This window comes from Actinoplanes sp. NPDC051343, assembly GCF_044455125.1.
Classification (GTDB): Bacteria; Actinomycetota; Actinomycetes; order Mycobacteriales; family Micromonosporaceae; genus Actinoplanes.
Map to the genome: position 1 here is coordinate 49,003 of NZ_JBITEL010000002.1, position 26,615 is coordinate 75,617.

Consider the following 26,615-nt stretch of genomic DNA (forward strand, 5'->3'; position numbering starts at 1 on the left):
TGCCGGCCGTTCCGGGGGACTGAGCCGGCTCTCGTCAGGCCGGCACGGTGGAGTCGCGGATGACCAGCTTGGGCGGGTGCAGATGAACGCCCGGCGACGGGTGGCCGTCGATCGCCTCGAGGAGGAGTCCGGCGGCGGCCCGGCCCAGGCCCTCGAGGTCCATGTCGACGCTGGTCAGGGGCGGGCGGGCGGCCAGCGTCATGACGTCCCAGTTGTCGAAGCCGGTCAGCGCCACGTCGGCCGGCACCCGGCGGCCCGACTCGCGCAGGGCGTCGGCCGCGCCGCGGGCAATCTGGTCGCTGCCGCAGATTATCGCGTCGACGTCGTGGCCCTGGGCGAGCAGCATGCCGATGCCCTGCCGGCCCCACGCCTCGCTCCACGAACCGTACAGCGGGGGCACGACCAGTTCGACGCCGGCCGCCCGCACCCGGGCCGAGTGGTGGTGTTCCGGGCCGGTGATGACGGCGACCCGGTCGCGGCCCAGGGCGCGCAGGTGCTCGGCGACCAGCCGGGCGCCGCCGGCCTCGTCGGGCACGACCGAGCAGTCGCGTTCGTCGGCCGAGGCCAGGAAGGCGTACACGACCGGCACGCCCAGGTCGGTGCCGAGGGACGGCCGGGTGCCGGCCCGCCGGCCGGTGACCACGATGCCGTCGACGCGGCGGCCGAGCAGCACCTTGAGGTGGTGGCGTTCGCGGATCGGGTCGTCGCGGGCGTCGCACAGCAGCACCGACATCTGGCCGGCGCCGAGGGTGTCCTCGGCGCCGATGAGCAGCGGGATGCTGAACCGGCCGATCGTGTCGGTGGTGATCATGCCGACCGTGTAGGTGCGCCCGGCGTGCAGGCCGCGGGCGGCCGGGTTGGGGCGGAAGTCGAGCTGCCCGGCCGCCCGGCGCACCCGGTCGACGGTGTCGGCCCGCAGCGACCCGCGGCCGTTCAGCGCCTTGGAGGCGGTGCCGACCGACACTCCGGCCAGCGCCGCGACGTCGCGGATCGTGGCGGCGCGGGTCGGGGACATCCCCGCAACGGTACCGGTTACGTGAGCGGGATCCAGACCCGCATGGGTCCGGGGGTCCGGTTCGCCCACAGGTAGTAGGGAATCAGCGCCACGGTGGCCGCGGCCTCCTCCGAACGGAGGCCGATGCGGGCGTCGAGCCGGACCGGGGCGAGGCCGGCGGCGTCGGCGACCGCGGCGAGTGGTGCGGAGGCGTCGAGACAGAGGTCCTCGAAGACCGCTCCGGCGAGCGGCGACGGCAGGTCGGCGTGTTCGAGGCAGTAGACGACCGGGCCGCGGGCCAGGGCCGCGGTGCCGCGCACGGCGTCGACCCGCGGGTGCGGGGTGATCAGGCGGGGCGGCATCGCCAGTGTCAGCTCGACCCGGTCGCCCTCGTGCCACCGGCGGGTCAGCCGCAGGTAGCCCTCCTGGGCGCCGGTGCGCACCAGCGAACCGTTCACCGTCAGGTGGGCGTCGGTGCACCAGGCGGGCACGCGAAGGGAGAGGGTCCACGGCCTTTCGGCCGCGGCGGTCACGGTCAGCGAGACGGTTTCGCTCCAGGGGTACGCGGTTTCCACCCGTACGGTGTGTGCCCCCGCGGTGAACGTGCCCGACGCGTACAGGTGAAGCTGAAGGCCCTCGGGGCCGCCGGTGGCGACGTAGGTGTGCAGCGAAGCCATCAGGCGGGCCAGGTTGGGCGGGCAGCACGCGCAGGAGTACCACCCGAGCCGCTGGGAGGGCGCGTCCTCCTCGGAGCCGTCGTGCCCGGTGCGCAGCTGCAGCGGGTTGGAGTAGAAGAACGCGGTCCCGCCGGCCGCGGTCGAGGCCGCGATCCCGTTGTACAGCAGGCGTTCCATCTCGTCGGCGTACTTCGCGCGGCCGGTCGCGAGCAGCAGCCGCCACGCCCACTGGAAGGAGCCGATCGCGGCGCAGGTCTCGGCGTAGGCGCGGTCCGGCGGGAGCTCGTACGGGTCGCCGAACGCCTCGTCCCGATGCCGCGACCCCTGCCCGCCGGTGAGGTAGGTGCGGCTGGACTGCGCCGAGTCCCACAGCCGTTCGGCGACCGCCAGCAGTTCGTGGTCGCGGTTCTCGACCGCCACGTCGACCGCCCCGGCGAGCAGGTAGACCTGGCGTACGACGTGCCCGGCGACCTCGGGCGCCGCCCGGACCGGCAGGTGGTCCTGGAAGTAGCGCGGGCCGAAACGGTCCGCGCCCAGGAACCCGTGGCCGCGCCGGTCGACGAAGCTCGCCGCGAGGTCGAGGTACGGCCGGTGTCCGGTGACCCGGAACAGCTCGACCAGGGCGGTCTCGATCTCGGGGTGCCCGTCGACCGCTCCGGCGGTGCTCACCGCGTACCTCCGCACCAACAGGTCGCCGAACCGGCGGGCGACCGAGACGACCTGCTCGGCGGCGTGGTCGCCCGGGGCGCTCCGCGCCGCGGCGACCGCCGCCTGGATCAGATGGCCGGCGGTGTACATCTCGTGGCTGTAGTGCAGTTCGTTCCATTGCCGGTCGCGGTGGTCGGTCTGGTAGTACGAGTCGAGGTAGCCGTCGGGGTCCTGGGCCTTCTCGAGCAGCGCCGCCGTGTCGGCGATGAACGCGGTGCTCTCGCCGGTGCGGCCGCGCTCCCAGAACGCGGCCTCGAGCGTCTTGTGTACGTCGGTGTCGGCGAACCACATGCCGGCGAACGGGCCGTCGAAGTCGCCGGTCACCCGGCGCAGGTTGGCCAGGTTGCCGTGCTCGCCGAGGGCTCCGATCACGTGCGGGAGGGTGGCTTTCGCGTTCCGCGCCTGCCAGGCGCCGAGCAACCCTTCCGGGTCGAGTTGCGCGACGAGCGGGCGCAGCGCCGAGATCGCGTGTTCGGAGGGTACGGCGGGGCCGGATGCAGTCATGGTTCGTGTTTCCTCAGTCTTTGACCGCGCCGGCGGTGACGCCGGCGGCGACGTAACGCTGGGCCGCGATGAGCAGCAGCGTGGCCGGGATCGACGCGACGACGGCGGTAGCCATGATCGCGTTCCATTGCTGGTTGTTGTTGCCGATGTAGTGGTAGATGCCGAGCGTGATCGGCTGGTGCGCGCCGCCGCCGTCGAGCGTGGTGGCGAACACGAAGTCGGACCACGCCCAGAGGAAGGCGAACAGGCTGACCGTGACGACGGCGTTGCGGCTGACCGGCAGGACGACCGAGACGAACGTACGCCAGGTCGAGGCGCCGTCGATCAGGGCCGCGTTGGTCAGTTCCGGCGGTATGCCGGACATGAACGCGGTGAAGATCAGCACGCCGAACGGCACCGCGATCGTCGAGTCGGCGAGGATCAGCCCGGCGGCCGAGTTGAGGACGCCGGCCTTGAGGTAGATGGCGTAGAAGCCCATCGCCATGATGATCGCCGGGATCATCTGGGCGATCAGCAGGACGAAGCTGAGCACGCTGCCTCCGCGCGGCCGCAGTTTCGCCAGTGAGAAGCCGGCCGGCGCGCTTATCGCGACCGTGAGCACGACCGTGCCGAGGCCGATCAGCAGGCTGGTGCCGAGGTACGGCATCTGCTGATGGAGTACGGCCCGGTAGCCCTCGAGGGTCCCGTCGACGGGGAACAGGTGCGGGGGGTCGGCCCGCATGTCGGTGTCCCTGGTGAACGACACGTTGATCATCCAGTAGACCGGGAACAGCATGATCGCGGTGAGGACCACGCCGATCGCGGTCTTGATGTGGCGGCTCATGCGTTCTGCCTCCGCTGGATCCGGATGTACAGCAGACCGAAGATCAGGGCCATCACGATGAGCAGGTTGCCGACCGCGGCGCCCGGCCCGAACTTCGGCAGCAGGCTGCCGAAGGACAGGCGGTAGGACCACGTGGCGAACGTGGTGGACGAGTCGACCGGGCCGCCCTTCGTCATGATCCAGATGATGTCGAAGACCTTGAGGGTGTAGACGAGGCCGAGCAGGAGTGTGATCGCGGAGACCGGCCGGAGCAGCGGGAACGTGATCCGCCAGAACGTTTTCCAGCCGGTCGCGCCGTCGAGGGCGGCCGCCTCGTAGAGCTCAGCCGGTATCGCCTGCAGTCCGCTGTAGAGGACTACCAGGTTGAACGGTATGCCGATCCAGATGTTGGCGATGATCACACTCGCCAGGGACCAGTCCGGGCTGGTCAGCCAGTTCACCTTCAGCGAGCCGAGGACCCAGTTGACCACGCCGGAGTCGCTGTTGAGCATCCACGACCAGGTGGAGGCGCTGACGATCAGTGGCAGCAGCCAGGGCACCAGGAAGAGGGCCCGCAGTGTCGCCGACAGGCGGAAGTTGTGGCGGAAGAAGACCGCCAGCGCCATCCCGATGGAGAACTGGAAGACCAGCGAGATCAGCGTGAAGAGGACCGTGTGCGTGAGCGCCGGTCCGAAGGTCGGGTCGCTCAGAACCGTCCGGTAGTTGTCGAGACCGCTGAAGGGTGCGCCGCCCCGCACGAACGAACGGACCGTGTAAAGCCGCAGGCTGAGGTCGAGGTTGCGGTAGAGCGGGTAGGCGTAGAAGGCGACCAGATAGATCACGACCGGCGCGAGGAACGCCCAGGCCGCCCATTGGCGGCGCGCTGACTTCACTTGGTGGCCGTGGCGGCGGTCTGCTGGGCGCCCTGCAGCGCGGCCTGCGGCGACTTGCTGCCCGACAGGGCCGCCTGGAACGCCGTCCACATCGGCTCGGAGATCTTCGGGTACTTCGTGCCGAGGTTGTCGCTCGTGCGGCCCTTCGCCGCCCGTACCGCGTCGACCCACACCTTCAGCTCGGGTGTCGCCGCGACCTGCTTGGCCTGCACCGCGTCGGTGGCCCCGATGTACGACAGCGTCGTATCCGTCGTGTACGCGTTGTCGGCACTGGTCAGACAACCGATGATCTTCTGCGAGATCTCGTAGCGTTTCGTGTCGTCCTGCACCGGCGAGGTCACGAACTCCCCGCCGGTCGGGGCCGGGGCGGTGCCGCCGGCCTGCGCGGGGATCGGGATGATCCCGTAGGGGAAGCCGGTCTTCTTCGCGTTGGCCAGCTGCCACGTGCCGTTCTCGGCGAACGCGACGTTGCCCGCCGCGAACTCCTGCCAGCTGGTGGTCTGCGTGTTGTTGAGCACCGAGTTCGGGGCATAGCCCTGTTTGAGCCAGTCTGTCCACAGGGTCAGCGCCTGCACGCCCTGCGCCGAGTCGAGTTCGGTCAGGTCGGCGCCGGAACCCCAGAACCAGGGCAGGAACTGGAAACTGCCCTCCTCGGTGCCGATCGCCGAGAACGTGATGCCCTTCTTGCCGGCCGCCTTCATCTTCTGCAACGCCGCGGTGAGCGACGCCCAGTCCTTGACCGCCGCCGGATCCACACCGGCCTTGGTCAGCAGGTCCTTGTTGTAATACAGCGCGAGGGTGTTCGCGCCGATCGGAACGCCGTAGGTCTTACCGTCCTGCTGCCCGGCGGCCAGCAGGTTGGGCTCGATGCCGGCGGTGTCCGGGGCCGGGTTCAGGACTCCCGCCTCGGCCAGGGTCGACACGACCGGGTTGTCGACGATCAGCACGTCCGGGGAGTTGCCCTGCTGCGCGGCGAGCAGAGCCTTGTTGGTCAGGTCGGTGGTGTCGAAGCCGGTCCGCTTGACCGTCACGCCGGCGTCGGTGCCGCACTTCTGCAGCAACTTCACCCAGTCCGAGCTGCCGTCGAACTGCGGGTAGGGATCCCAGATCGCGTAGAGGCTGGGGGCGGGGGCTTCGGTCTTGTCGCTGGAGGAACAGCCGGCGACAAGACCGGTGGCAAGGAGGAGAACGGCCGCGAGGCGGAGAGGAGCAGTCATGTCGGTTCCCCTAGGGGCGGAAAATGAGGAAAACGATTGCCGCCACGCTAGGGAGGCTCTTGTCAGCCTGTCAAGGGCAAGTTACGGTCCATCTCAGAGGGCCGGAAAACGGGGGAGGAAACGCTGAGCGACAAGGCACGCGCGGCCACGATCAGCGAGGTGGCCGCACTCGCGGGAGTCTCCACCGGCACGGCGTCCAAGGCGCTCAACGGCCGCGGCTCGCTGCGCGCCGAAACCGTCGCCCGGGTCCGGCAGGCCGCCGACCAGCTCGCCTTCGTCGCCAACGCGGCCGCCCGCAGCCTGCACACCGGCCGCACCTACACGGTCGGGATGATCACCACCGACAGCATCGGCCGGTTCAGCATCCCGCTGCTCATCGGCGCCGAGGACGCGCTCGGCGCCGGCCAGGTCTCGGTGTTCCTGTGCGACGCCCGCGACGACCCGATCCGCGAGCAGTACTACCTGCGTACGCTCCTGAGCCGCAAGGTCGACGGCATCATCGTGACTGGCCGCCGCGCCCAGTCCCGGCCGCCGATCGGCGCCGGCCTGCCGGTGCCGGTGGTCTACGCGTTCATCAGCTCGGCCGACCCCCACGACTGCTCGGTCGTGCCCGACGAGGCCGACGGCGCCCGCCGCGCGATCCGTCACCTGCAGGCAATCGGCCGGCACAAGATCGCCCACGTCACCGGGCCCGAACATCATCACTCGGCCCGGGTGCGGGCGGCGGCGGCCGCCGCCGACCTGCTCACGCCCACCCTGTACGGCGAGTGGAGCGAGGCCTGGGGCCGTCAAGCGGCGGGAATCCTGCTGTCGACCGGCGCCGACATCGACGCGGTGTTCTGCGGCAGCGATCAGATCGCCCGCGGCATGGCCGAGGCGCTGCGGGAGGCCGGCCGGGACATCCCGCGCGACGTGGCGCTGGTCGGCTTCGACAACTGGGACGTCGTGGTCGACGGCTGCCGGCCGGCGCTGACCAGCGTCGACATGGACCTCGAGGGCATCGGCCGGTCGGCCGCCGAGCTGCTGCTGGCCGCGATCAACGGCGACGACGTGAGCGGCCGGCGAGCCCGCCCGTGCCGCCTGGTGCCTCGCGCCTCGACCGCCGTCCCGCCGGCCGCGGTGCCACCGGCCACGGTGCCACCGGCCACGGTCCCGGTCCCGGCTGTCGGCAATGTCGAGCCGCCTTCCGGAGCTGCGGCCCGGCCGCGCTGAGCGCGCCGCCCCGGCTCCCAGGGCTGCGCCCGGCCGCGCTGAGCACGCCGCCCCGCCTCCCAGGGCTGCGCCCGGCCGCGCTGAGCACGCCGCCCCGGCTCCCAGGGCTGCGCCCGGCCGCGCTGAGCACGCCGCCCCGGCTCCCAGGGCTGCGCCCGGCCGCGCTGAGCACGTCGCCCTGCCATTTGGCGGGTAGATTCCGCCGCCTGGCGCTCGTCCCGGCCGCGGATGAGGCGGATTCTATTGGAGACGGCGATCACCGGCCTGCTCGCCCGCCTACCGGTCGTGACCAGCCCCGAGGACGCCGCAGGAACGCCCCGAGAGAAGGACGAAACGCCGATGACCCATCCGCCCGTACCTTTCGACCCCGAACTCGCCGCCGTCCTCAGCGCCCTCGGCGACGCCGTGCCCGCCTCGATCACCCCCGAGCTGATCGCCGCGGCCCGCGCCGACACCGGTGGCCTCATGGCCCCGCCCACCGACGAGGAGATCAGCCGCAACGGCACCTACACGGTCAGTGAGCGCACGGTTCCCGGGGCGGCCGGCGACCCCGACATCGCGCTGCTGATCTGCGCGCCGGTCGGTGCCGAGGGCGCGCGCCCGGCGATCTATCACACGCACGGCGGCGGCATGATCCTCGGCGACAATCGCAGCGGCATCCTCGAGATCGTCGAGACCGCGGCCCGCTACCAGGCCGTCGTCGTCTCGGTCGAATACCGGCTCGCGCCCGAGACCCGGCATCCCGGCCCGATCGAGGACGTCTACGCCGGCCTGGCCTGGACCGCCAAGAACGCGGCCGACCTCGGCATCGACCCCGATCGCATCGTCATCGCCGGCGGCAGCGCGGGCGGCGGCCTCACCGCGGCCCTCGGCCTGCTCGCCCGCGACCGCGGCGGCCCGGCCGTCTTCGGTCAGATGCTGCTCTGCCCGATGCTCGACGACCGCAACAACACCGTGTCCGCGGTCCAGATGACCGGCCGTGGCGTCTGGGACCACACCGCCAACGCGACCGGCTGGGGCGCACTCCTCGGCGACGCGGTCGGCGGTCCCGACGTCTCGCCCTATGCCGCGCCGGCCCGCGCGACCGACCTCTCCGGCCTGCCGCCGACCTTCATCGACGTCGGCTCCGCCGAGACGTTCCGGGACGAGGACGTCGCCTACGCCACCGCGATCTGGCAGGCGGGCGGGCGCGCCGAGCTGCACGTCTGGCCGGGCGGCTACCACGGCTTCGACTCCTTCGCACCGGCCGCCGCGATCAGCCAGGACGCCAAGGCCGCGCGAATCAAATGGTTGGACCGGCTGTTCGCGTAAGAAGATGACGGTATGAAGGATCTCGCGGTGCGGCCGCGCTGCGGGTCATCGCCTATTTCGACAGCCTGACCGAGTCGCGGGCCGGCCTGCAGGCGATCGTCCGGGGCGCGGCGGTGCTGGCCGGGGTGCCCGCCCGCCTCGGCGACGTGTCCCGGCGGGTGCACGTGCGGGTCACCTCCGAAGGCCGGAACGAGCCAGCGGCGGAGCCGTCGGGCGCGGTGTGGCCGCGTACGGAAATCGGTGCGCAAGCAACGCTCAGCCTGGAGCGGACCGGTGAGCCCGGCCCCGTCGATGCCATGATCCTCCCGCGCGCGGCGGGCGCGGCCCGGGCGGTCCTCGATCGCACCCGGGGCAGAGCCCCGGCCGACGACCCGGCGTTGGTCGAGCTGGTCGTCGATGCGACGGCGCCGATTTCGGTACGCGAGGTGGCCGCGCGAAACCTCGGCCTGACCGGCCCGGTCCGCGCCGTCGCGCGTCCGACCGGCCCGGCGGCGGCGTCGGGCCGGGTGGCCGCCTGGACGTCGGGCCGGCCGGTCCGATCTGCCGGACTCCTATGCGGCGGCCGGCATCGCGCTGCGCTTCGCGGCCGACGGCACCGACCACGACCCCGGACCGATGGTCGTCGAGTTCGGATCGTTGGGTGGTCTGACCCTCCTGGCCTCAGCGTCGTTGCCCGATGCGATCCCCGATCCGGACGCGCTGGCGCACGCCGCCGGGACCACGCCGTGGGGTCGCGACCCTGCAAGCCGTCGCCGGCACGGCAAGCCGGCGCGCCGCGAAAACGGTATTGCGGGTGCACCACTCGGCCCTGCGGGACCGGATCGTCCACCTTGAACATCTGGTCGGATGGTCGGTCCGTTCGCCCTCGGGGAAGCTGCGGCTGCAGGTCGCGCTGGCCCTCCGGAGCCTGCGCCGGCACCCCTGACCGGTCAGGGGGCCTTCTCGCCCGCCGCGACCGCGATCGGCAGCACGTTTTCCGGCGGCGGCAGGGAGCAGGTCGCGAACTCCGTGTACGCACACGGCAGGTTGGTCGCCCGGTTGAAGTCGATGACCACCGTGCCGTCCGCGGCGGGCGGGTCGATCCTCAGCGTCCGCGAGGCGCCGTAGGTGGTGACGCCCGACGTCGCGTCCCTGAAGACGATCTCGAACCCGGAGAACACGGTCAGGCTCAGCGGCCTGCCGTCGACGGTGAAGTCGACCCGGCCCAGCTGGGAATCGTCGAGCTTCAGGCCGTCGACCACCGTGCCGACCGTGATCTCCCGGCGGTCCTCGACGAACCGCCCGGCGACGATCCACTTCTCGTCCGGCGGGAAGGCCGGAGTTCCCTGGTAGGCGAGGCGAACCGGGTTCCGCGGGTCGCGCGGGCGCAGGATCACGTCGGTGCCGCGCCGGGTGACCTCGGCCATCACGTCGCCGAACATCAGCTCGACGCCGTCCTCGTCGACGTGGCCCAGATGCCGCTCGCCCTGCCCGCTTCGGACCGATACGCCGTCGGGGCCGTCGCGCCACTCACCGGGAACGTCGTCGAAGCTCTGCCAGTCGGCGGTGAGCCAATGCAGACCCGTTGCGGCCAGGAGCCCGTGGGGTCGCGCGCGTCGGCGTTCGTGTGCCTGATGCCACGCGGCCCAGTCTTCGGCGTACATGCGGGCCACCCTAATTCGTCTGCTAGCCTGCTCGGCAGGTCATGAGTGCCAGCACACAGCCCCGGCTTGCTGGCCGGCAACCCTTGCGTTCGCGATGGGGTGCCCCGGGTGAAGACCGGGCCGGCGTCGACCGACGCGGGCAAGCGCGGGCCCGTGCGGGTCCGGACCCTTGCGGAGGCAGTCCCATGTCCGTTGCCGTGCACACCTCGCCGCTCGACGTCGTCGGCGTCGACGGGTTCGTCCACCTCGACTACGCGGCCACCGCACCCTGCGTGCGCGCCGCGGCCGATGCGGTCAACGCGCTGCTGCCCTACTACGGCAGCGTCCACCGCGGCACCGGCCTGCGGTCACAGACCTCGACCCTGGAGTACGAGCGGGCCCGCGACGTGGTCGCCGGCTTCCTGGGCGCCCGCGACGGCGACCACGTCGTCTTCACCCGCAACACCACCGACGCCCTCAACCTGCTGGCCCGCGCGGTCCCGGCCGGCACCCGCACGGTCGTGTTCGAATCGGAGCACCACGCCACCCTCCTCCCGTGGGCCGACCCGGTGCGCCTGCCCGCCCCGGCCTCGGCGGACGAGGCGGTGGCGGCAGCCTCCTCCGCGCTCCGCGTCCTCCGCGGCCCGAAACTCCTGGCCGTCACCGGCGCCAGCAACGTCACCGGCGAGATCCTGCCGATCCGCCGCCTGGCCGAGGCCGCCCACCGTCACGGCGCCCGCATCGTCGTCGACGCCGCCCAACTGGCACCGCACGTCCCGATCTCCCTGGCCGACCTCGACGCCGACTACGTGGCCCTGTCCGGCCACAAGCTGTACGCCCCGTTCGGCGCGGGCGTCCTGGCCGGCCGGTCCGACTGGCTGGACGCGGCCCAGCCCTACCTGGCCGGCGGCGGGGCGAGCGCCGCGGTCGGCGCGGGCGACGTCCGGTGGGCCACCGGACCGGCCCGTCACGAGGGCGGCACCCCCAACCTGCTGGGCGCGGTCGCCCTGGCCGCGGTCTGCACGGCCCTGGCCGACGCCGGCCGCTCCACCTCCGACGAGCAGGAACTGCTGGCCCACCTGCGCGCGGGCCTGCGCTCGATCCCGGGCGCCGTCGAGGTGAGCCTGTTCGGCCCCCGCTCACCCCGCGTGGGCATCGTCTCGCTGGCCCTTGCCGGCCACGACCCGGCCCGCGTAGCCGACCGGCTGGCCGTCGAACACGGCGTCGGCGTGCGTGCGGGCCAGTTCTGCGCCCACCCGCTGGTCCGCCACCTGACCGGCCGCGCCGGCGTGGCCGCCTGCGGCGACACCCCGGGCCTGCTCCGCGCCAGCTTCGGCCTCGGCACGACGACGGACCACCTCGACCGTTTCCTGTCCGGCCTGGCCGCCTGCCTGACGGTTCCGGCCCGTCGCCGCCCGGCCGCACGTTCGACGGACTAGATGGGGAGAACGATCCGGTCGTCGGCCGGGCAACGCCCGCGCATCACATAGCGTTCGGTGAAGGCGGCCACCGCGTCCCGCAGGTCGCGGGGCGCACCCCGGCGGCCCAGGGCGGCATACGCCGCCACGAAACATTCCCGGGCCGCGGCGGCAAGTCGCGCATCGGTGAGGGCGTCCCGCGCGGCGATTTCCCACACCCTTTCCGCGTACGCGAAATGCCCCGTCGCCCTCTCCGCAGCGGTGGCCGCCACCGGGTCGTCGAGGAGCGTGGCGATGACCGCGACCGCGACCCGCCAGCCGTCGCCGTCGCCGTCGCCGTCCTGACCGTCCGCGAAGTCGAGCTCGAGGTGCCCGCGCGCTTGCACCGGCGCCGTCAGCGTGTCGAGGTGCCGTGCGAGATCGTCCTCGGTCGGCGGGTCGTCCGACCGGGTCCACTCCCGGAAGGTCCGGTCACCCACGGCCGTGTCCATCACGGAGGCCGCCCAGCTCGCGCGCGGGTCCGCGCCTTCGCCGCCGCGGCTCAGGTCTGTGGCTTCGCCGCCGCGGCGCGGGTCTCTGGCTTCGCCGCCGCGGCGAGGGCCCGTGGCTTCGCCGCCGCGGCTCGGGTCTCTGCCTTCGCCGCCGCGACTCGGGTGCGTGCCTTCGCCGCCGCAGCGCGGGCCGGCGCCTTCGTCGTGCCCGCGCGGGTCGAGATCGGCGGTGCACGGGTTCGGCGGCGGCGGGACGGCGGTGTGTGGCAGCACCGGCCGGTCGCGGTACCGGGCCGCCCGCACGCTCCGCCACCGGCCGCCGAGCGACGGCCTGGTGACCGACGGGCTGTTGTTGGACGGGCTGTTGTTTGACGGGCTGTTGGCGAAGGCTGCGGCCAGCACCGGCGCCAGCGTGTGCGCCAGCCGCCACCGCCGCGGCAACCCCAGCGGCCCGCCGCCGTCGAGCCCGGACTCTAGCCCGACCCGGATGCCGGCCGCAGCCCCTCCGCCGGGCCAGCTCCCAGGCGAGTTCCCGGGCGAGTTCCCGAGCCAGCTGCCAGGCGAGCGTCCAGGCCGGTTCCCGGGCCGGTTCTCGGGCCAGCTGTCAGGGGAGCTCCCGGGCCGGTTCTCGGGCCGGCTGCCAGGCGAGCGCCCGGGCCGGCTCCCGCGCAATGCCGCGAGGTCCTCGGCCATGCGGGTGAGGCTGCTCTCCAGGCCCGGCGACGGCGGCCCGCTGACCGTGACCACCCCGCCCGCCCGGCTGATCAGGAACCCGTGCCGCAGCGCCTGCCGCGGCAACCCAGCACGGCCCGGCCGGTCGAGCGCCGCCCCCACGAAGCCCGGCGGCCCGCAGTTGAAGGCCCGCGCCGCGATCAGCTGCTCGGCGGCCGATTCGGTGAGTCTGCCCATGGGTGGTTCCGCCTCAGCTCGAACTGTGCCGCCACCCTACACCTCCTACTGATGTGATAGGCAATGGTTGTCTCTCAGCGGGCCGCCCGCCACCACAGGGACACGGCGAGCCCGATCGCCGCCACCGCGATCGCCACGCGCAGCGGGCGTTCCGGTATCCGGCGGACCAGGGCCGGTCCGATCCAGCTGCCGACCAGGCAGCCGACCGACAGGACGCCGGCGGCGGCCCAGTTCACCGGCGCGGTCACGGCGTAGATGGTCGCGGCGGAAAGGTTCGACGCGCCGAGGACGACGCTTTTCACCGCGTTGGTCACCGGAAGCGGTTCGCGGGCGGCCAGTGCGAGTACGGCCAGCATGAGTACGCCCGCAGCGGCCCCGAAGTAACCGCCGTAGATGCCGATCAGGAACACCGAGCCGCCCAGCATCGGCGCCGACATCGTGTGATGCCCGGCCCAGCGGCGCAGCGGGTCGCGCAGGAGCAGCAGCGTCGCCCCGAGCGCGATCAGCATCGGCACGATCCACTCGAACGTCGACGACGGCGTCTTCAGCAGCAGCCACGCCCCGGCCAGGCCGCCGAGTGCCGCGACCGCCGACAGCCCGATCAGCCGCGGGCCCTGTCCCTCGAGTTCCCGCTGGGTGCCGGCCGCCGTGCCGACCGTGTTGGCCAGCAGCGCGACCGTGTTGGTGACGTTCGCCGCGATCGGGGCCATGCCCACCGACAGCAGCGCCGGATAACTCGCCAGCGATGCGAGCCCGGCCATCGACCCGGTCAGCCCCGCCCCGACCCCGCCCAGCACCAGGAGGACGGCGTGGCCAGGCTGCACCCGGTCACCCTACCGACGCGATCTCCACCTCGGCGAAGCTGACCGGTCCGGGGCCGCGGCCCGAGCCGAGACTGACCGCGCCCCGGCCGGGTGTGCTGAGGCGCGACCGGTTGATGACGTCGTCCCCGTCCAGGGCGACGGTCATCCCGCTGCCCGGCGTACGGATCTCGACCTGGTGCCAGACGCCCGGTCGCCAGGCCGGGTCGACCGCCGACATCGCGACCGTGCGGGCGTCCCGGCTGACCACGACCTGGTCGGCGCAGACCGTGGTGCGGTAGGTGTCGGTGGAGATCAGCGCGCACGCCGACCGCGCGGCCAGCGAGATCTTCACGCGGATCGACTGGTCGCCGGCGTTCCGCGCGGCCGGGCACGTGAAGGCGTAGGCGTGACCGGCCTGGACGTCGAGCGGCCCGGTCAGGGTGCACCGGTCGCCGCGTTGGGCCCGGCTGGCCTTGTCCGAGGTGCGCTCGCGCTCGCCCAGGTCGGGCGCCGCGGCCGGGGCCGAGCCGGCCGGTGAGTGGACCACGAGCGGATATCCGGCCGCGGCCGCGATCAGCAGCACGGCGGCGGCCGCGGCCAGTCCGGGTGTACGCCGTCGGGCCCGCGCCGGCCGGGGGCCGACCGGGGTGACGGGCTCGGTGTGGCGTACGGCCGCGGCGGCCCGCACCAGGTCCGGCCGGCTCGGCACCAGGGGGGAGGATCCCTTGGTGACCAGCCATTCGAGCACCTCGTGGGCGCTCGGCCGGTGCGCCGGGTCGCGGTGGAGTGCACGCTTGAGGATGCCGCGCAACGGCAGGGGGATCGAGGTCAGATCGGGTGCGGGCAACGGCATCCCGGCCGCGGCCGCGATCAACGTCTCGGGGTCGTACGCCGTCTGCCCGGTCGCCGCGTAGTGGACCAGCGCACCCCAGGCCCAGATGTCACCGGCCGCGCCGGCGCCCCGGTTGGCCGTGCCGTCCAGGCGTTCCGGGCCCATGTAGGCGACCGTTCCCATGATCTGCCCCGGCCCGGTGTGCGGCTCGGTGCTGGTGAGCGCGGTCGCGACGCCGAAGTCGATGACCTTCGGCGTGCCCAGCGACGCGAACAGGACGTTGGCCGGCTTGAGGTCGCGGTGTACCACCCCGGCGTCGTGGATGGCGACCAGCGCGACGATCACTCCGATGGCGACGCTGTGCAGGTCGCCGCCGCGCAGCGGGCCGGAGTCGTGGACGACGTCGGCCAGGCTCGGGCCGGGCACGTATTCGACCACGAGGTAGGGCGGGTCGGCGTCGGCATCGGCGTCGAGTACTTCGGCGGTGCAGAACCCCGGCACCTGACGGGCGCGTTTCATCTCGCTGCGGAAGCGGGCCCGGAACTCGGCGTCCGCGGAGAGTTCGGGCCGGACGACTTTGACGGCGACGCGTGCACCCGCCGGCGATTCGGCGAGGAAGACCGTGCCCATGCCGCCCTCACCGAGGCGTCCGAGAACGCGGTAGTTGCCGAGTCGTTGCGGGTCACCTGAGCGCACGGGACTGACCGCCACGTCGGCCTGCCTATCGCTGGGAGTGAGCTGGGTAAAAGTTGAGCAGCACCGTACACAGCCGCGGCGGTGGGCACGGGGATCCCGGCATGCCGAAAACCCGACGCCGGCGCCCGGGATGCCCGTTGCCGCTGGTCACTGCATGATCAGTGCGCATCCAGCGTACGCAACAATCTGATAAACCGAGATCAGGATGCGGTTTCGCGCCGCCGCGCGTAGGCCCGGGCCGCCCGCGCCCGGTCGCCGCAGCGCACCGAGCACCAGTGCCGGGCGGCGTGGGTGCGGACGAGGAAGCGGCGGCAGGGCGGCGACCCGCACGCGGCGAGCCGGGCCGCCGACGGACCGGTCAGCAGGTCGGCGGCGTCGGCCGCGAGGACCGCGAGCGCCCGCTCGAGCATCTGGTCGATCGGGTGGGCGGCCGCGCGGTGGAGGCCGCGGTCGGCGTCCCAGCGCAGCACGTCGGTCGCCGGTGCCCGGGTCAGCGCGGCGTTTACCGCTTCCAGGTCGGCGGGCTTCGGCGGCGTTCCGTTGACCCCGGCCGACAGGAGGCCGCGGATGTGGTCCCGCAAGGTTCGCAGCCGGTCCGCACAGAGCTCGTACACCCGGGCGTCCGAAGGCGCCAGGCCGCGCTTGATCAACCACCGGGTGGCGTCGGCCGGGGTGGCCAGCAGGTCGACCTCGCCGCTGGTCAGGGCCAGCGGCGTGTTGGCCAGGTCGAGTGCCGGGTGCCGGTCGGCACCGGGGGCGGGCGGCGGGACATCGGTCATCGCCTCATGCTAACCATTGCGCTTTCGCGTGAGAATCCTCTAACGTCACCTCACGGCAATTCAGTCGAGAAACCGTGAGGAGAACGATCGATGACGGACATCCGCGTCTTCGGTGGCCCGACCGCCCTGATCGAGTTCGGCGGGCTGCGGTTCCTGACCGACCCGACCTTCGACCCGCCGGGCGACTACCCGCGCGGCGACGGCCGGTTCCTCACCAAGACCGCGCCGTCGGCGATCGACCCGGCCGAGTTGGGCCCGATCGACGTGGTGCTGCTGTCGCACGACCAGCACCCCGACAACCTCGACCGCGCCGGCCGGGAACTGCTCACCCGCGTACCTCTGACGTTGACCACCAGGTCGGGAGCGGGCCGCCTGGCCGGCACCGCCCGGGGTCTGGCGCCCTGGGAAAGCGTGGCGGTGAAGGACGTGACGGTCACCGCCGTTCCGGCGCAGCACGGGCCCCCGGGCTGCGAGCCGGTGACCGGCGAGGTGATCGGGTTCGTGCTGACCGGTGACGGGCTTCCGACCACCTACGTGAGCGGTGACAACGCGTCGCTCGAGGTGGTGAGGCAAATCGCCGCCAGGTTCCCGGCGATCGACACCGCGGTGATCTTCGCGGGCGCGGCGCGGGCCGGCCTGTTCGACAACGCGCTGCTGACGCTGGACAGCGCGATGGCGGCGGAGGCAGCGGCGATAACCAAGGCGCGGCGCGTGGTGCCGGTGCACTGCGACAGCTGGGCGCACTTCACCGAGGGGTGCGACGAGATCGGCCGGGCATTCGAAGAGGCCGGGCTGAAGGACAAGCTGTAAGCGATTCATCACACAGGGTTTCAGGTTCGTTGCTTTCCGGCCGATCACACCGGGCGAAGCGGCAACTGCGGAATGAGACCTCACGTGATGGACAACCCCCTGAACGACGCGCTGACCGGCCTCGAGATCGAGGCCGAGCTCGGCCGGGGCGCGTTCACGACCGTGCACCGCGTGCGGCGCGACGGCGTGGCGTACGCCCTCAAGCGACCCCACCGCGAGGCCGCCGCCGACCCAGCGCTGCCCGCCGCCTTCCGCCGCGAGGCGGCGCTGCTGGCCTGCGTGAACGATCCGGGCGTCGGCCGGATCCACGCGGCCGGCCGGTACGACGACGCCCCCGCCATGGTCCTCGAAAATCTGCCGGGCGCGACGCTGGCCGATCTGCTGGCCCACGGCCCGCTCACCCCGTCGCGGACGGTCGAGCTGGCCGCCCGGCTGGCCCGGGCCCTGGCCGCGGCCCACCGGGTCGGCCTGGTGCACCGGGACGTCAAACCGGGCAACATCATGACCGACCCCGACAAGCTGATCGACTTCGGTCTCGCGGTGCTCGGCGGCGGCAAGCCGGCGGAGGACGAGGCGGTCGGCACCTTCCTGTACGCGTCGCCCGAGCAGTCCGGCATGCTCAAGCGGCCGGTCGACGCCCGCTCCGACCTCTACTCGCTCGGCGTGGTGCTCTTCGAGTGCCTGACCGGGCGGCTGCCGTTCGAGGCGTCCGACGTCGGGGAGCTGCTCCGCCTGCACCTGACCGCGCCGGTGCCCGAGCCGGCCTCGCTGCGGCCCGGCCTCGACCCGGCGCTCTCCGCGGTCGTCGTGCGGCTGCTCGCCAAGGACCCCGACGACCGCTATCAGGACGCCGCCGCCCTCCTGGCCGACCTGCGGGAATGCCCGGCCGGTGAGGTCGCGGTGGCCCCGGCGGCGGTGCGCTGGCCGCTGTGCGGCCGCGCCGCCGAAATCGAAAGACTCGGGTCACGCTGGGCGAGGGCCCGTCGCGGTTCCGGGGGTACGGCGGTGGTCCGCGGCCCCGCCGGCTCCGGCCGGACCCGCCTGGCCGAGGAGGTCGCGGCGCTCGCTCGCACCGACGGCGCGGTGCTGTCGGCGACCTGCCGGGCCGACGAGCCGTTGCCGCTGGCCGCTCTCCGGGAGGCCGTCGACGGCTATCTGCGGGACCTCCTTGCCCTGCCGCCCGCACGCCGCGACGTCGTGGTCCCACTGGTGCGCGAGGCCGCGCTCGCGGCCGGCCCGGCGCTGGTCGGCCGCCTGTCGGTGCGGCTCGAGGGGCTGCTCGGCGACGCGGCGGCACCGCTCGGCGAGGTGCGGGACGAGCACGTGTTCGCGGCCGTAGCGGTGTTCCTGGCCGAACTGGCCCGGCACACCGACGGTCTGCTGCTGGTGCTCGACGACGCCGACCGCCTCGACCCGGCAAGCCGCCAGGTGCTCACCCTGCTGGCCGCCGACCTGCCCACCGTGCCGCTGCTGGTGCTCCTGACCACCCTCGACGGCGAGGCCGGCCGCCCCGCGGGCGGGACCGAGGTGGTGGAGTGCGGCCCGCTCGACCGGGCCGCCGTAGACGAGCTGATCGCCGGCCGCCTTCCCGGCGCCGCGGTCACGCCGGAGCTGACGGACCATGTGGCGGCCCGCACCGACGGATCGCCGTTCGCCGTCGTCGCCTACCTCTTGCGGCTCGTCGATGCCGGACTGCTCACGCCGATGTGGGGCACCTGGGTTGTCGACCTGGCCGGCGCGGACGCTCTGCCCGCCGCCGACGGCGTTCGCGACCTGCTCGCCGCGCGTCTCGCCCAGCTGCCCGAGGGCACCTGCCGCCACCTGGTGACCGCGGCGGTCGCCGGCGACCGCTTCCGCACCGAGACCCTCATCGCGGCGGTAGAGAAACCGGACCCGACTTCCGCGGCCCCGGTGGCCTCGGGAGCCGACGCCGGCAGCGCGGCCGACGACGTCGTGGCCGCGGTCGCGGCCGCGGTCGACCGGCGGGTCGTCGAGGCCTGGCCCGGTGGCTGGTACGTCTTCATGCACCCGCTGCTGCGGGAGAGCCTGCTCGACGCCGTCCCCGCCGCCCGCCTGCGCGAGCGGCACGCGGCCCTGGCCCACGCGCTCGAGGAACTGCCGCCGGCCCTGCACGACGCCGACCACGTCTACGCCGTGGCCCGCCACTACCAGCGCGCCGGCCTGGCCGCCGCCGAGAACGACCGGCACCGTAGTGCGCTGGCGGCCGGTCTGCGGGCGCTCGACGACCGTGCCCCGGCCGACGCCGTCGGCTATCTGCTCGGCGCCGGCCCCTCGACCGAGGTGCTGCACCCGCTGGCGATCGCCTATCTGCGCTCGGCCCGCTACCAGGACTCCGCGGACGCCCTCGACCGCGCGCTCGCCGCCGAGAAGGACCACGGCCGGCGGGCGCGCCTGCTGGCCACCCAGATCGAACTCCGGCACACCCTCTGGGACACCGATCGGGCCCTGGAATCCACAGGTGCGGCGCTGGCCGAACTACGCCATCCGCTGCCCCGCAACCCGCTTCTCCTGGTGCTGACCACGTTGACCACCGCGGCCGCCGGTGGACTCGTACGGCGTACGAAAATCGGCTTCGGAACCGCCAAGGGCAACCGGCGCGACGAGCTGGCCGCCCTCGCCGCCATTCTCGACGCCGGCGGCTATGCCGCCGGTCTGGGGCTGCGCCTGCGCGAGGCCGGCCTGCTCGCGCTGCGTGCGCTCTACGCGGTGAACCGGCTCGGCCCCGGTGCCGAATATGTTCGCGTCTATGCGCTGGTCGGCTACTTCGCCGCGATGATCAAACTGCGGCGCACCGCGCTGCGCTGCCTCGACCGTTCCGCCGCGGTGGCCGAAAGGCTGGGCGATCCGGCGCTCGCCGCCTACACGGAATGGCTGCGCGGCTGCGCGATGCTGTTCGGCGGGCACGACGACGGAACCGCCTGGGAACACACCATCACCAAGCACGAGCGGTGGTTCGCGCCGGCTCAGCTGATCCCCGGACACGCGACGATCGGCCTGCGGCTGCTGCTGCGGGGCTATACCGCCCAGGCCCGCGCCGAATACGAGCGCGGTCTGAGCCGGCTGCCCGATCCGCGGCTGGCCGCCGGCAGTTCCTTCAGCATGCTCGGCGTCATGATCCCGGCGGTCGAGGGGCAGCACGCCGAGGCCGCGACCGCGCTGGCCGCGCTCGGCGACGGCGCGACGCCGGCCCACCGCGCGCACCTGATCACCGCGGCGGCGTGCGCGGCGATCGAGCAGGGCGAGATCGGGGCGCCGTTCGAGGCGCTGGTCGCCGAGTTCCACGGGCTCGGGCTCAAGCCGCGCGAGCTGATGACGCAGATGAAATGGTTCTACGCGTTCCAGTCCCACGGCCGGATGGCCCAGCTGCGGCTGGCCACCGACGAGCAACGGCCGGCGGCGATCGCGACCGCCCGGCAGGCGGTGCGCGACCTGCGACGCGTACGCAAGGCGTCGCCCCTGCTCGACGCGGCCTACCTGATCGGCGAGGCCGCGCTGGCCCAGCTGACCGGCGACTTCCGGGCCGCGCTCGACTGGATCGACCGGGTCGAGCCGATCGCCCGGCGGATCGACGCGCCGGTCGTCCACTTCGAGGTGGCGCGGTTCCGGGCGCGGGCGTTCCGCGGGCTCGGCCAGGGCAACGAGGCCGAGCGGCAGGCCCGCTACGGGCTCATGCTGGCCAACCACTACGGCTGGGAGCAGCGGCGACGGCAGATCCGGGCCGAGTTCGGGGTCGACGACGCCGGGCTGTCCCACCGGGGCACCAACGTCGACCGGCGCGCCGACGCCGGCCGCAACCGTCGCCTGGAAGCGTTGCAACAGGTGGGTTCCGCCGCCGCGACAATCCTCGACCCGCAGGAACTCGCCCGGGTCGCCCTCGACGAGATGCTGGGCATCCTCGGTGCCGAGCGGGCGCTGTTCTTCCTGCTCGACGACGCGGGCCGGCCGGTCCACTACGCCGGGCGGGGCGCCGACGGCACCGATCTGCAGCAGCAGACCGCGTACGGCGCGACCCTGGTCGACCGGGTGGCCGAGAGCGGCGAGGCCCTGGTGCTGACCGGAACCGAGCAGGGTGCGGCCCTCGGGTCCCGCTCCGCGGTGGTGCACGGCCTGCGCAGCATCCTGGTCGCGCCAGTGCGGTTCAAGGGCACGACGGTCGGCGTCGTCTACCTCGACAGCCGGCTGGCCCGCGGGATCTTCACCGACGACGACGTCGAGGTGCTGACCGCGGTGGTCGGCCACGTGGCGGTCTCGCTGGAAACGGCCCGGGCGGCCCAGCTGCACCTGGCTGTGCAGGCGGCCCGGCAGCAGCAGGCGTTCGCCGAGACGCTGCGGTCGAGCCTGGCCGAGCTGAGCGCTATCCACGACCCGGCGGTGCTGCTGCGGCAGTTGTTCGCCACGCTTGTCGCTCGCGCCTCGGCGGACGCCGGATGCCTGATCGTGGGCTCCGACGTGGCCGAGGTCGCCGGCACCGCCACCGGGCTCGGCAGCCGGCTCACACTGGGTACGGTGCTCACGCCGACCGTGCTGCCCTCGGTGCCGGCGGTGCTCGGGGAGTCGGCCGCCGTCCTCGCGGTGCCGCTGTTCCACCGGGACGGGCCGGCCGGGGTCGTGCTGCTCGGCGGCCCGGCGTTCGACGACACCGCGGTGCAGGTCGCGGCCGCGCTGGCGATCCAGGGGATGAGCGCGTACGACAACGCCCGCCTGTTCAGCCGGGTGCAGGAGCTGGCGACCACCGACGAGCTGACCGGCCAGCACAACCGGCGGCACTTCTACGCCATCGCGGGTGCCCTGGTCGTCGCCGCCGACCGCGGCCGGCACGACCTGGCGGCCGCGATGATCGACATCGACAAGTTCAAGAACATCAACGACACGTACGGCCACGGAGTGGGTGACGAGGTGATCCGTACGGTCGCCGCCCGGGTCCGCGCCGCCGTCCGCCAGGCCGACGTCCTGGGCCGCTACGGCGGCGAGGAGTTCGCGGTCGTCCTGCCCGACCACGACGGCGACGCCCGCGTGCTGGCCGAGCGCATGCGGGCGGCGGTCGCCGCGGTCCCGATCGCGACCGCGGCCGGCCCGGTCCAGGTGACGATCAGCGTCGGCCTGGCCGGCCTGACCCCGGGCGACCGCACGCTCGACCACCTCCTCGCCCGGGCCGACCACGCCCTCTACCGGGCCAAGGAGGCCGGCCGCAACCAGGTCGTCGAGGTCTAGGCGCGGGTGGCTCTACCCGGCCGGGGAGTAGGTGCTGGAACGGTCCTGGCCGCTCGCCGCCTGGTAGGCCGCCAGGCCGTGCTGCGTGACGCCGTTCCAGGCGTAGGTCTCGTGGCCCGGCTTGGCCCGGCCCGCGTACCGGTTGTGGTCGAGCACCAGGTCGGCGTTCTGGGCCGCGGTTCCGGCCGGCTTGTCGCGGTCGAGCAGGTCGCCCCCGCCGGCCGTGATCGCGTTGTGGGTGATCGTCGTGTCGTGGACGTAGTACTGCAGCAGCACCGAGGGTGATCCGCCGTGGAACACGTTGCCGCTGACCGTGATGTCGAACGCCTCGCCGCGGTCCTGGTCGTAACCGCCGATCGCCAGGCTCGTGTAGCCGCTTCCGGTGACCGTGTTGCCGGTGATCCGGATGTCGTTGGTGCGGCCCTGCTTCCACTCGGAGGCGGCCTCGATGCCGATGTCCGAGGCGTCGACCCGGTTGCCGCGGATCGCGATGTCGCCGCCGCCGTCCACGTAGATGCCGTCGGCGCAGTTGCACCACTCGCCGTCTTCCCAGTACGCCGGGTTGCCCGCGCTGATGATGCGCGACACGTGGTTTCCCGCGATCACCCCGTGGCGGGCCCGGTTGACCTCGGTGAAGCGGGCCGGACCGGGGATCGTGCCCTCGAAGCCGATCGCGTCGATGCCGATGTTGTTGTCGTCGTGGATGACGTTGCCGGTGACCGACCAGCCGTCGACGTTCCCGTTCAGCACCAGCGTCTCGCTGGCCCCGAGCACCAGATGGTCGAGTTCGTTGCCGTCGACCCGGACGTCGGACAGCGAGGTCGCCGGGTCGGTGCCGTAGACGGCGATGCCGTGGGCGTTGATGTCGAAACTGCCCAGGGTGCCGTTGTCGTTACCGAGGTGGTGGACGTGATTGTGACTGAGCCGGATCGAGTGTCCGGAACCGCTCACGAAAATGCCGATCGGAACCGACGAGAGCGCCTTGGTGCGATATCCGGTGATCGTCAGACCGGAAATAGCGATATCCGAACTGTTGTGGATCTCCACCATTCCGCTGCGCCCGTCGGGCACTTTCAGGCCGGTGCCGTCGAGCACCGGCGCCGCGCCGGCCGCGGCCCGCACGGTGACGTGCGAGCGCCCGTCCAGGACGATGCGCTTTCCCGAGTATCGGCCTCCGGCCAGCACGATCGTGCCGCCGGACCGGCCCAGCCGGCCGACCGCGGCCTGGGGACTCAGCAGGGGATGGGAGGCGGTTCCGCTCGCTTGATCCGAACCGCCGGGTGAGACGTAGAAAATCGCCGGCGACCGAGCCGGCACGCCCGGCCCGCACAGGGCGGCCGAGGCAAGAATCGAAACCGTACGGCGAAGACGCATAACGCACTGTCGCGCTAATTCCGCGAATTAGCAAACGTGCAATTTGAATTGCGCGTATCAATCACTGATTGCGGTTCGAAGTGATCGTTCCCGTGCGGGCGGCCCGCGACGGTGGTTCGCTGGAACGATGGAGACCTATCCGACTGTGCGCCAGGTCGTGCTCGACACCCGCGACGCCCGCGGCCTGGCCGAGTTCTATCGTCAGATGTTCGGGCTGACCTACCGCGAGGGCGACGAGATCCCGGCCGACGGGTCGCCGGACGAACGCGGCAGCGACTGGCTCGTGCTGCGCGGCACCGGCGGCATCCAGCTGGCCTTCCAGCAGACGACCGGGATCACGCCGACGACCTGGCCGGACGCCGCGGTCCCGCAGCAGATGCACCTCGACACCGTCGTGCCCGACACCGAGACGCTGGACGCGCAGCACGAACGGGCGCTGGCTCTCGGCGCGAAGCTGCTTTTCGACCGGCGCGACGACCCGGACGAGCCGCTGCGGGTCTACGCCGACCCGGCCGGGCACCCGTTCTGCGTCTTCGTCGGATAAATGCGTTGAGGACAACCCCTTCCCGCCCTAGCGTCTTACCTGCACCGGCACACACCGAGGAGTCCCAGTCATGACGCGCTTCGCCACGAACACCACGCAGCTCCGGCTGCTTGGTCTGCTCGTGCTGCTCGAAGGGCGGCTCGACCGGGGCCGGCGCCTACGCTGACGTTTCAGACGACGCACGCGAGCCGCCCTCCCGGTCACCGACCGGGAGGGCGGCTCTTCGTTTCCCCCGCCCTCGTAGCCCAACGGCAGAGGCACGGCGTCGAGAACGCCGGTAGTGCGCGTTCGAATCGCGCCGAGGGCACGCACGACGCAACATCAGGCCCGGGTAGCCCAACGGCAGAGGCCCGCCGCTCAGAACGGCGACAGTGCGCGTTCGAATCGCGCCCCGGGCACGGCGACCCCCGCCTGGTCGCTGGTGGTGGCGGAGAACTCCACGGCCGATGATGCGGTGTGAGCCCGAGTCGAGGAGTTGATATGCGCAGCCTGACGGCGCCGACGGACCAGCAGATCATCACGTTCAGCCGCGAGTTCGCGGCATCGGCCGGAAAGGTCTTCGCGGCACATACTCGGGGCGCCCTGATGGCGCGGTGGACCGGGCCGCACGGCGCAGTCGTCGAGATCGACCAGTTCGCGGCGCGGGCCGGCGGCAAGTGGCGGTACACCGTCTCGGGGGGCACCGGCAAATACTGCTTTCACGGTGTGTTCCACGAGGTCACGCCGGACCGGCGGATCGTGTGCACATCCGAGTCCGTTGGGCGGACGTCGCTGGAGATCCGCACGTTCACCGACCTGGGGGACGGCCGCTCGCGCGTGGACGGCACCTCGATCTTCCCGAGCGTGACCGAACGCGACGACGCCGTCCGGGAAACGGAACAGCAGGCGGACGCTGACTATCAGCGGCTCGACGCGCTGCTGGCCGCCGGCCTCGACGAGGACGCGATGCCCAGCATCCGGTACAGCGGCACCACTGTCGACTGCGCGGATCCGGGAGCGCTGTCCACGTGGGGCGAGCCGGCCGGGGCACGACGGGCCGGGGCCGGTGACCGGCGCCGGCCCGTCGTGGTGGGTCAGCTGCAGGTGGCGCCGTTGAGCTTGAAGCCGGTGGGCGCCGCGGCGTTGCCGGTGTGGTTGGCCTGGTAGCCGATGGTGGCCGAGCCGCCCGGCGGCAGGGTGCCGTTGTAGCCGGCGTTGGTCGCGGTCACCGTACCGCTGCTCGGGGAGTAGGTGGCGCTCCAGCCGGAGACGATCGTCTGTCCGGAGACCAGGACGAAGGTCAGGGTCCAGCCGTTGACGGCGGCGGTGCCGGTGTTGGTGATGGTGATGTTGTCGGTCAGTCCGGTGTTCCACGCACTGACCGCGTTGGTGACCCGGCAGGTGCCGGTGCCGCCGGGGCCCGTCGTCGGCGCGGTCGTCGGCGGCGTGGCGGGTGCGGTGGTCGGCGGCGTGGCGGGTGCGGTGGTGGGCGGGGTGGTCGGCTGGCTGCCGCCCGCGGCGCCGATGATGGCGCTGAGGATGCCCGGCTGGGTCACCGTGGTGGAGCTGCGGTCGAACAGGCCGAGGCCGTACTGGCCGTTGTAGCCGTTGTCCCAGTAGGCGGTGGCTGCCCCGTACTTCTTGGCGGTCGACACCAGGACGCGCGCGAAGTTCGCCCGGTACGTGTTGTTCGCCGGGTCGAAGGTCGTCTTGTCGATCGAGCCGTACTCACCGACGAACACCGGATACCCGCGTACGACGAAAGCGTCGTACATCTTCTTGAGCATGGTGTCCATGTAGTCTTCCTGGCCCCAGGTCGACTTCTTCGCCGGATTGGTCGCGGCCGATCCCCACTGCGTGATGTTGCCGTCCTCCTGGCCCGTGAAGTCCCACGGGTCGTAGTAGTGAACGGAGATCATGAGCCGCTGCTCGCCGGCGGGGACGGAGGCGGACCGGTACTGGTCGGTGGGCAACACGAAGCCGTAATCGCCCGCGGTGTACTCGATGTTGGTGTTCCAGCCCGGGACGAGCAGCCACCGCGAAGCGTTGGTGCCGCCGGTTTTCCGGACGGTGTCCACGAAGATCTGGTTGTAGGCGTTGATGTTCGAGTAGCACGCCGAGGTCGGGTTGCCGTACTGACCGTCGAACTCCTCGTTCATGGATTCGAAGATCAGGTGCTCGTTGTAGCTCTGGAACTTCGTCGCGATCTGTTGCCAGACCTTCTGGTACTTGTCCTTGATCGTCGTCTGGTCGGACGAATCGCAGATCAGCCAGGAGCCGGTGACGGACTTGTAACCGTCGCCGTGCATGTTGATCAGGACGTACAGGCCCTGGCTGTAGGCGTAGTTGACGACTTCCGCGATGCGGTTCAGCCAGGCGGAACTGACCGTGTAGTTCGGGCCGGCCCCGATGTTGCCCAGGTAGGAGACAGGGATCCGGATCGTCTTGAACCCGGACGCCTTCACCCGGTTGATGAGGGCCTGCGTGACGACCGGGTTGCCCCACGCGGTTTCGCTGGGGATGCCGTTGGCGTTGGCCTCCAGCTGGTTTCCCAGATTCCAGCCGGCGCCCATGTCGGCAACCAGCTGAGGAGCGGTCAGCTGGGCCGCGACGTCGGCCGATGCCGGCCTTGTCGCGCCGTACACGGCGAGGGTGAAGGCCAGGGCGGCGGCGAAGAATGCCGCCCCGGCCCGCCTTACTGTCGAACTCATCGATCTTCCTCTCGTAGGGTCTCGAGCGCTGGAACCGGCGGTGTCTCCGGTCGGCGTCCGGCGAAGGTGCCGCCATGGGCGCGCCAGCATGGCCATC

At 72.4% G+C, this 26,615-nt stretch carries 20 protein-coding genes, 2 tRNA genes and 1 riboswitch; of the genes, 10 read left to right on the plus strand and 12 right to left on the minus strand.

Going from position 1 to position 26,615, the window contains the following annotated elements:
* Positions 1-34: 34 nt before the first annotated feature.
* The 5 genes from ACIA5C_RS06970 to ACIA5C_RS06990 are packed head-to-tail and all read right to left on the minus strand — an operon-like array spanning position 35 to position 5,795.
* On the minus strand, positions 35-1,015 hold the full coding sequence (locus ACIA5C_RS06970) for a LacI family DNA-binding transcriptional regulator (protein ID WP_396052142.1): 981 nt from the start codon (positions 1,013-1,015) through the stop codon (positions 35-37).
* 17 nt (positions 1,016-1,032) lie between these two features.
* Positions 1,033-2,883 (minus strand): glycoside hydrolase family 127 protein, encoded by a 1,851-nt coding sequence (locus tag ACIA5C_RS06975; RefSeq protein WP_396052143.1) that lies wholly within the window; start codon positions 2,881-2,883, stop codon positions 1,033-1,035.
* A gap of 13 nt (positions 2,884-2,896) precedes the next feature.
* Positions 2,897-3,706, minus strand: a complete 810-nt coding sequence (locus tag ACIA5C_RS06980) for a carbohydrate ABC transporter permease (protein WP_396052145.1) — start codon at positions 3,704-3,706, stop codon at positions 2,897-2,899.
* The gene (locus tag ACIA5C_RS06985; protein WP_396052147.1) at positions 3,703-4,578 is read right to left on the minus strand and encodes a carbohydrate ABC transporter permease; all 876 of its coding nucleotides are present in this window, start codon (positions 4,576-4,578) and stop codon (positions 3,703-3,705) included. The genes ACIA5C_RS06980 and ACIA5C_RS06985 overlap by 4 nt, the downstream gene beginning before the upstream one ends.
* Positions 4,575-5,795, minus strand: coding sequence for an extracellular solute-binding protein (locus ACIA5C_RS06990; protein WP_396052148.1), 1,221 nt, complete (start codon positions 5,793-5,795; stop codon positions 4,575-4,577). The genes ACIA5C_RS06985 and ACIA5C_RS06990 overlap by 4 nt, the downstream gene beginning before the upstream one ends.
* Before the next feature lie 159 nt (positions 5,796-5,954).
* On the opposite strand from ACIA5C_RS06990, the gene ACIA5C_RS06995 reads away from it, so the two are divergent.
* The 3 genes from ACIA5C_RS06995 to ACIA5C_RS07005 all read left to right on the plus strand — a co-directional run bounded on the left by ACIA5C_RS06995 (position 5,955) and on the right by ACIA5C_RS07005 (position 9,243).
* Positions 5,955-7,007 carry a LacI family DNA-binding transcriptional regulator gene (locus ACIA5C_RS06995; protein WP_396052150.1) on the plus strand — a complete coding sequence of 351 codons (1,053 nt, stop codon included), beginning with the start codon at positions 5,955-5,957 and terminating at the stop codon, positions 7,005-7,007.
* Between the two features lie 228 nt (positions 7,008-7,235).
* Positions 7,236-8,318 carry an alpha/beta hydrolase gene (locus tag ACIA5C_RS07000; protein WP_396052151.1) on the plus strand — a complete coding sequence of 361 codons (1,083 nt, stop codon included), beginning with the start codon at positions 7,236-7,238 and terminating at the stop codon, positions 8,316-8,318.
* 793 nt (positions 8,319-9,111) lie between these two features.
* The gene (locus ACIA5C_RS07005; RefSeq protein WP_396052152.1) at positions 9,112-9,243 is read left to right on the plus strand and encodes a hypothetical protein; all 132 of its coding nucleotides are present in this window, start codon (positions 9,112-9,114) and stop codon (positions 9,241-9,243) included.
* A gap of 4 nt (positions 9,244-9,247) precedes the next feature.
* On the opposite strand, the gene ACIA5C_RS07010 is transcribed toward ACIA5C_RS07005, so the two are convergent.
* Positions 9,248-9,961 (minus strand): DUF1684 domain-containing protein, encoded by a 714-nt coding sequence (locus tag ACIA5C_RS07010; protein WP_396052154.1) that lies wholly within the window; start codon positions 9,959-9,961, stop codon positions 9,248-9,250.
* Positions 9,962-9,998: 37 nt separating this feature from the next.
* Positions 9,999-10,113: riboswitch (SAM riboswitch) on the plus strand.
* 33 nt (positions 10,114-10,146) lie between these two features.
* Here ACIA5C_RS07010 and ACIA5C_RS07015 point away from each other — a divergent pair.
* On the plus strand, positions 10,147-11,379 hold the full coding sequence (locus ACIA5C_RS07015) for an aminotransferase class V-fold PLP-dependent enzyme (RefSeq protein WP_396052156.1): 1,233 nt from the start codon (positions 10,147-10,149) through the stop codon (positions 11,377-11,379).
* Here ACIA5C_RS07015 and ACIA5C_RS07020 read toward each other — a convergent pair.
* From ACIA5C_RS07020 to ACIA5C_RS07035, 4 genes are all read right to left on the minus strand, one after another.
* Positions 11,376-12,758: a glutamylcysteine synthetase gene (locus ACIA5C_RS07020; protein WP_396052158.1), complete on the minus strand. Its 1,383-nt coding sequence runs from the start codon at positions 12,756-12,758 to the stop codon at positions 11,376-11,378. The genes ACIA5C_RS07015 and ACIA5C_RS07020 overlap by 4 nt on opposite strands.
* A gap of 74 nt (positions 12,759-12,832) precedes the next feature.
* Positions 12,833-13,582, minus strand: coding sequence for a sulfite exporter TauE/SafE family protein (locus tag ACIA5C_RS07025; RefSeq protein WP_396052160.1), 750 nt, complete (start codon positions 13,580-13,582; stop codon positions 12,833-12,835).
* Positions 13,583-13,586: 4 nt separating this feature from the next.
* Positions 13,587-15,104, minus strand: a complete 1,518-nt coding sequence (locus tag ACIA5C_RS07030; RefSeq protein WP_396052162.1) for a serine/threonine-protein kinase — start codon at positions 15,102-15,104, stop codon at positions 13,587-13,589.
* 185 nt (positions 15,105-15,289) lie between these two features.
* The gene (locus tag ACIA5C_RS07035; protein WP_396052163.1) at positions 15,290-15,868 is read right to left on the minus strand and encodes a CGNR zinc finger domain-containing protein; all 579 of its coding nucleotides are present in this window, start codon (positions 15,866-15,868) and stop codon (positions 15,290-15,292) included.
* A 90-nt stretch (positions 15,869-15,958) separates the two neighbouring features.
* Here ACIA5C_RS07035 and ACIA5C_RS07040 point away from each other — a divergent pair, with 90 nt between their 5' ends.
* Entirely contained in the window at positions 15,959-16,678 is a 720-nt protein-coding gene (locus tag ACIA5C_RS07040; RefSeq protein WP_396052165.1) for an MBL fold metallo-hydrolase, read from the plus strand.
* An 87-nt stretch (positions 16,679-16,765) separates the two neighbouring features.
* A complete protein-coding gene (locus tag ACIA5C_RS07045; protein ID WP_396052167.1) occupies positions 16,766-21,910 on the plus strand; it encodes a diguanylate cyclase in 5,145 nt (1,714 codons plus the stop codon).
* A gap of 12 nt (positions 21,911-21,922) precedes the next feature.
* On the opposite strand, the gene ACIA5C_RS07050 is transcribed toward ACIA5C_RS07045, so the two are convergent.
* A complete protein-coding gene (locus ACIA5C_RS07050; protein ID WP_396052169.1) occupies positions 21,923-23,284 on the minus strand; it encodes a hypothetical protein in 1,362 nt (453 codons plus the stop codon).
* 127 nt (positions 23,285-23,411) lie between these two features.
* On the opposite strand from ACIA5C_RS07050, the gene ACIA5C_RS07055 reads away from it, so the two are divergent.
* From ACIA5C_RS07055 to ACIA5C_RS07070, 4 genes are all read left to right on the plus strand, one after another.
* Complete coding sequence (locus ACIA5C_RS07055) at positions 23,412-23,828, plus strand: VOC family protein (RefSeq protein WP_396052171.1); 417 nt, start codon at positions 23,412-23,414, stop codon at positions 23,826-23,828.
* A 234-nt stretch (positions 23,829-24,062) separates the two neighbouring features.
* Positions 24,063-24,135: transfer RNA gene (locus tag ACIA5C_RS07060), tRNA-Leu, on the plus strand.
* 18 nt (positions 24,136-24,153) lie between these two features.
* Positions 24,154-24,226 (plus strand) — tRNA-Leu (locus ACIA5C_RS07065).
* 82 nt (positions 24,227-24,308) lie between these two features.
* Positions 24,309-24,974 (plus strand): SRPBCC domain-containing protein, encoded by a 666-nt coding sequence (locus tag ACIA5C_RS07070; protein ID WP_396052173.1) that lies wholly within the window; start codon positions 24,309-24,311, stop codon positions 24,972-24,974.
* On the opposite strand, the gene ACIA5C_RS07075 is transcribed toward ACIA5C_RS07070, so the two are convergent.
* Entirely contained in the window at positions 24,902-26,518 is a 1,617-nt protein-coding gene (locus ACIA5C_RS07075; protein WP_396052175.1) for a cellulase family glycosylhydrolase, read from the minus strand. The genes ACIA5C_RS07070 and ACIA5C_RS07075 overlap by 73 nt on opposite strands.
* Between the last annotated feature and the right edge of the window lie 97 nt (positions 26,519-26,615).

Coding starts and splice junctions, on each gene's coding strand:
- ACIA5C_RS06970 (WP_396052142.1), bottom strand. CDS start 1,015: ATGTCCCCGACCCGCGCCGCCACGATCCGCGACGTCGCGGCGCTGGCC.
- ACIA5C_RS06975 (WP_396052143.1), bottom strand. CDS start 2,883: ATGACTGCATCCGGCCCCGCCGTACCCTCCGAACACGCGATCTCGGCG.
- ACIA5C_RS06980 (WP_396052145.1), bottom strand. CDS start 3,706: ATGAGCCGCCACATCAAGACCGCGATCGGCGTGGTCCTCACCGCGATC.
- ACIA5C_RS06990 (WP_396052148.1), bottom strand. CDS start 5,795: ATGACTGCTCCTCTCCGCCTCGCGGCCGTTCTCCTCCTTGCCACCGGT.
- ACIA5C_RS07000 (WP_396052151.1), top strand. CDS start 7,236: ATGAGGCGGATTCTATTGGAGACGGCGATCACCGGCCTGCTCGCCCGC.
- ACIA5C_RS07010 (WP_396052154.1), bottom strand. CDS start 9,961: ATGTACGCCGAAGACTGGGCCGCGTGGCATCAGGCACACGAACGCCGA.
- ACIA5C_RS07015 (WP_396052156.1), top strand. CDS start 10,147: ATGTCCGTTGCCGTGCACACCTCGCCGCTCGACGTCGTCGGCGTCGAC.
- ACIA5C_RS07020 (WP_396052158.1), bottom strand. CDS start 12,758: ATGGGCAGACTCACCGAATCGGCCGCCGAGCAGCTGATCGCGGCGCGG.
- ACIA5C_RS07035 (WP_396052163.1), bottom strand. CDS start 15,868: ATGACCGATGTCCCGCCGCCCGCCCCCGGTGCCGACCGGCACCCGGCA.
- ACIA5C_RS07040 (WP_396052165.1), top strand. CDS start 15,959: ATGACGGACATCCGCGTCTTCGGTGGCCCGACCGCCCTGATCGAGTTC.
- ACIA5C_RS07045 (WP_396052167.1), top strand. CDS start 16,766: ATGGACAACCCCCTGAACGACGCGCTGACCGGCCTCGAGATCGAGGCC.
- ACIA5C_RS07050 (WP_396052169.1), bottom strand. CDS start 23,284: ATGCGTCTTCGCCGTACGGTTTCGATTCTTGCCTCGGCCGCCCTGTGC.
- ACIA5C_RS07055 (WP_396052171.1), top strand. CDS start 23,412: ATGGAGACCTATCCGACTGTGCGCCAGGTCGTGCTCGACACCCGCGAC.
- ACIA5C_RS07070 (WP_396052173.1), top strand. CDS start 24,309: ATGCGCAGCCTGACGGCGCCGACGGACCAGCAGATCATCACGTTCAGC.
- ACIA5C_RS07075 (WP_396052175.1), bottom strand. CDS start 26,518: ATGAGTTCGACAGTAAGGCGGGCCGGGGCGGCATTCTTCGCCGCCGCC.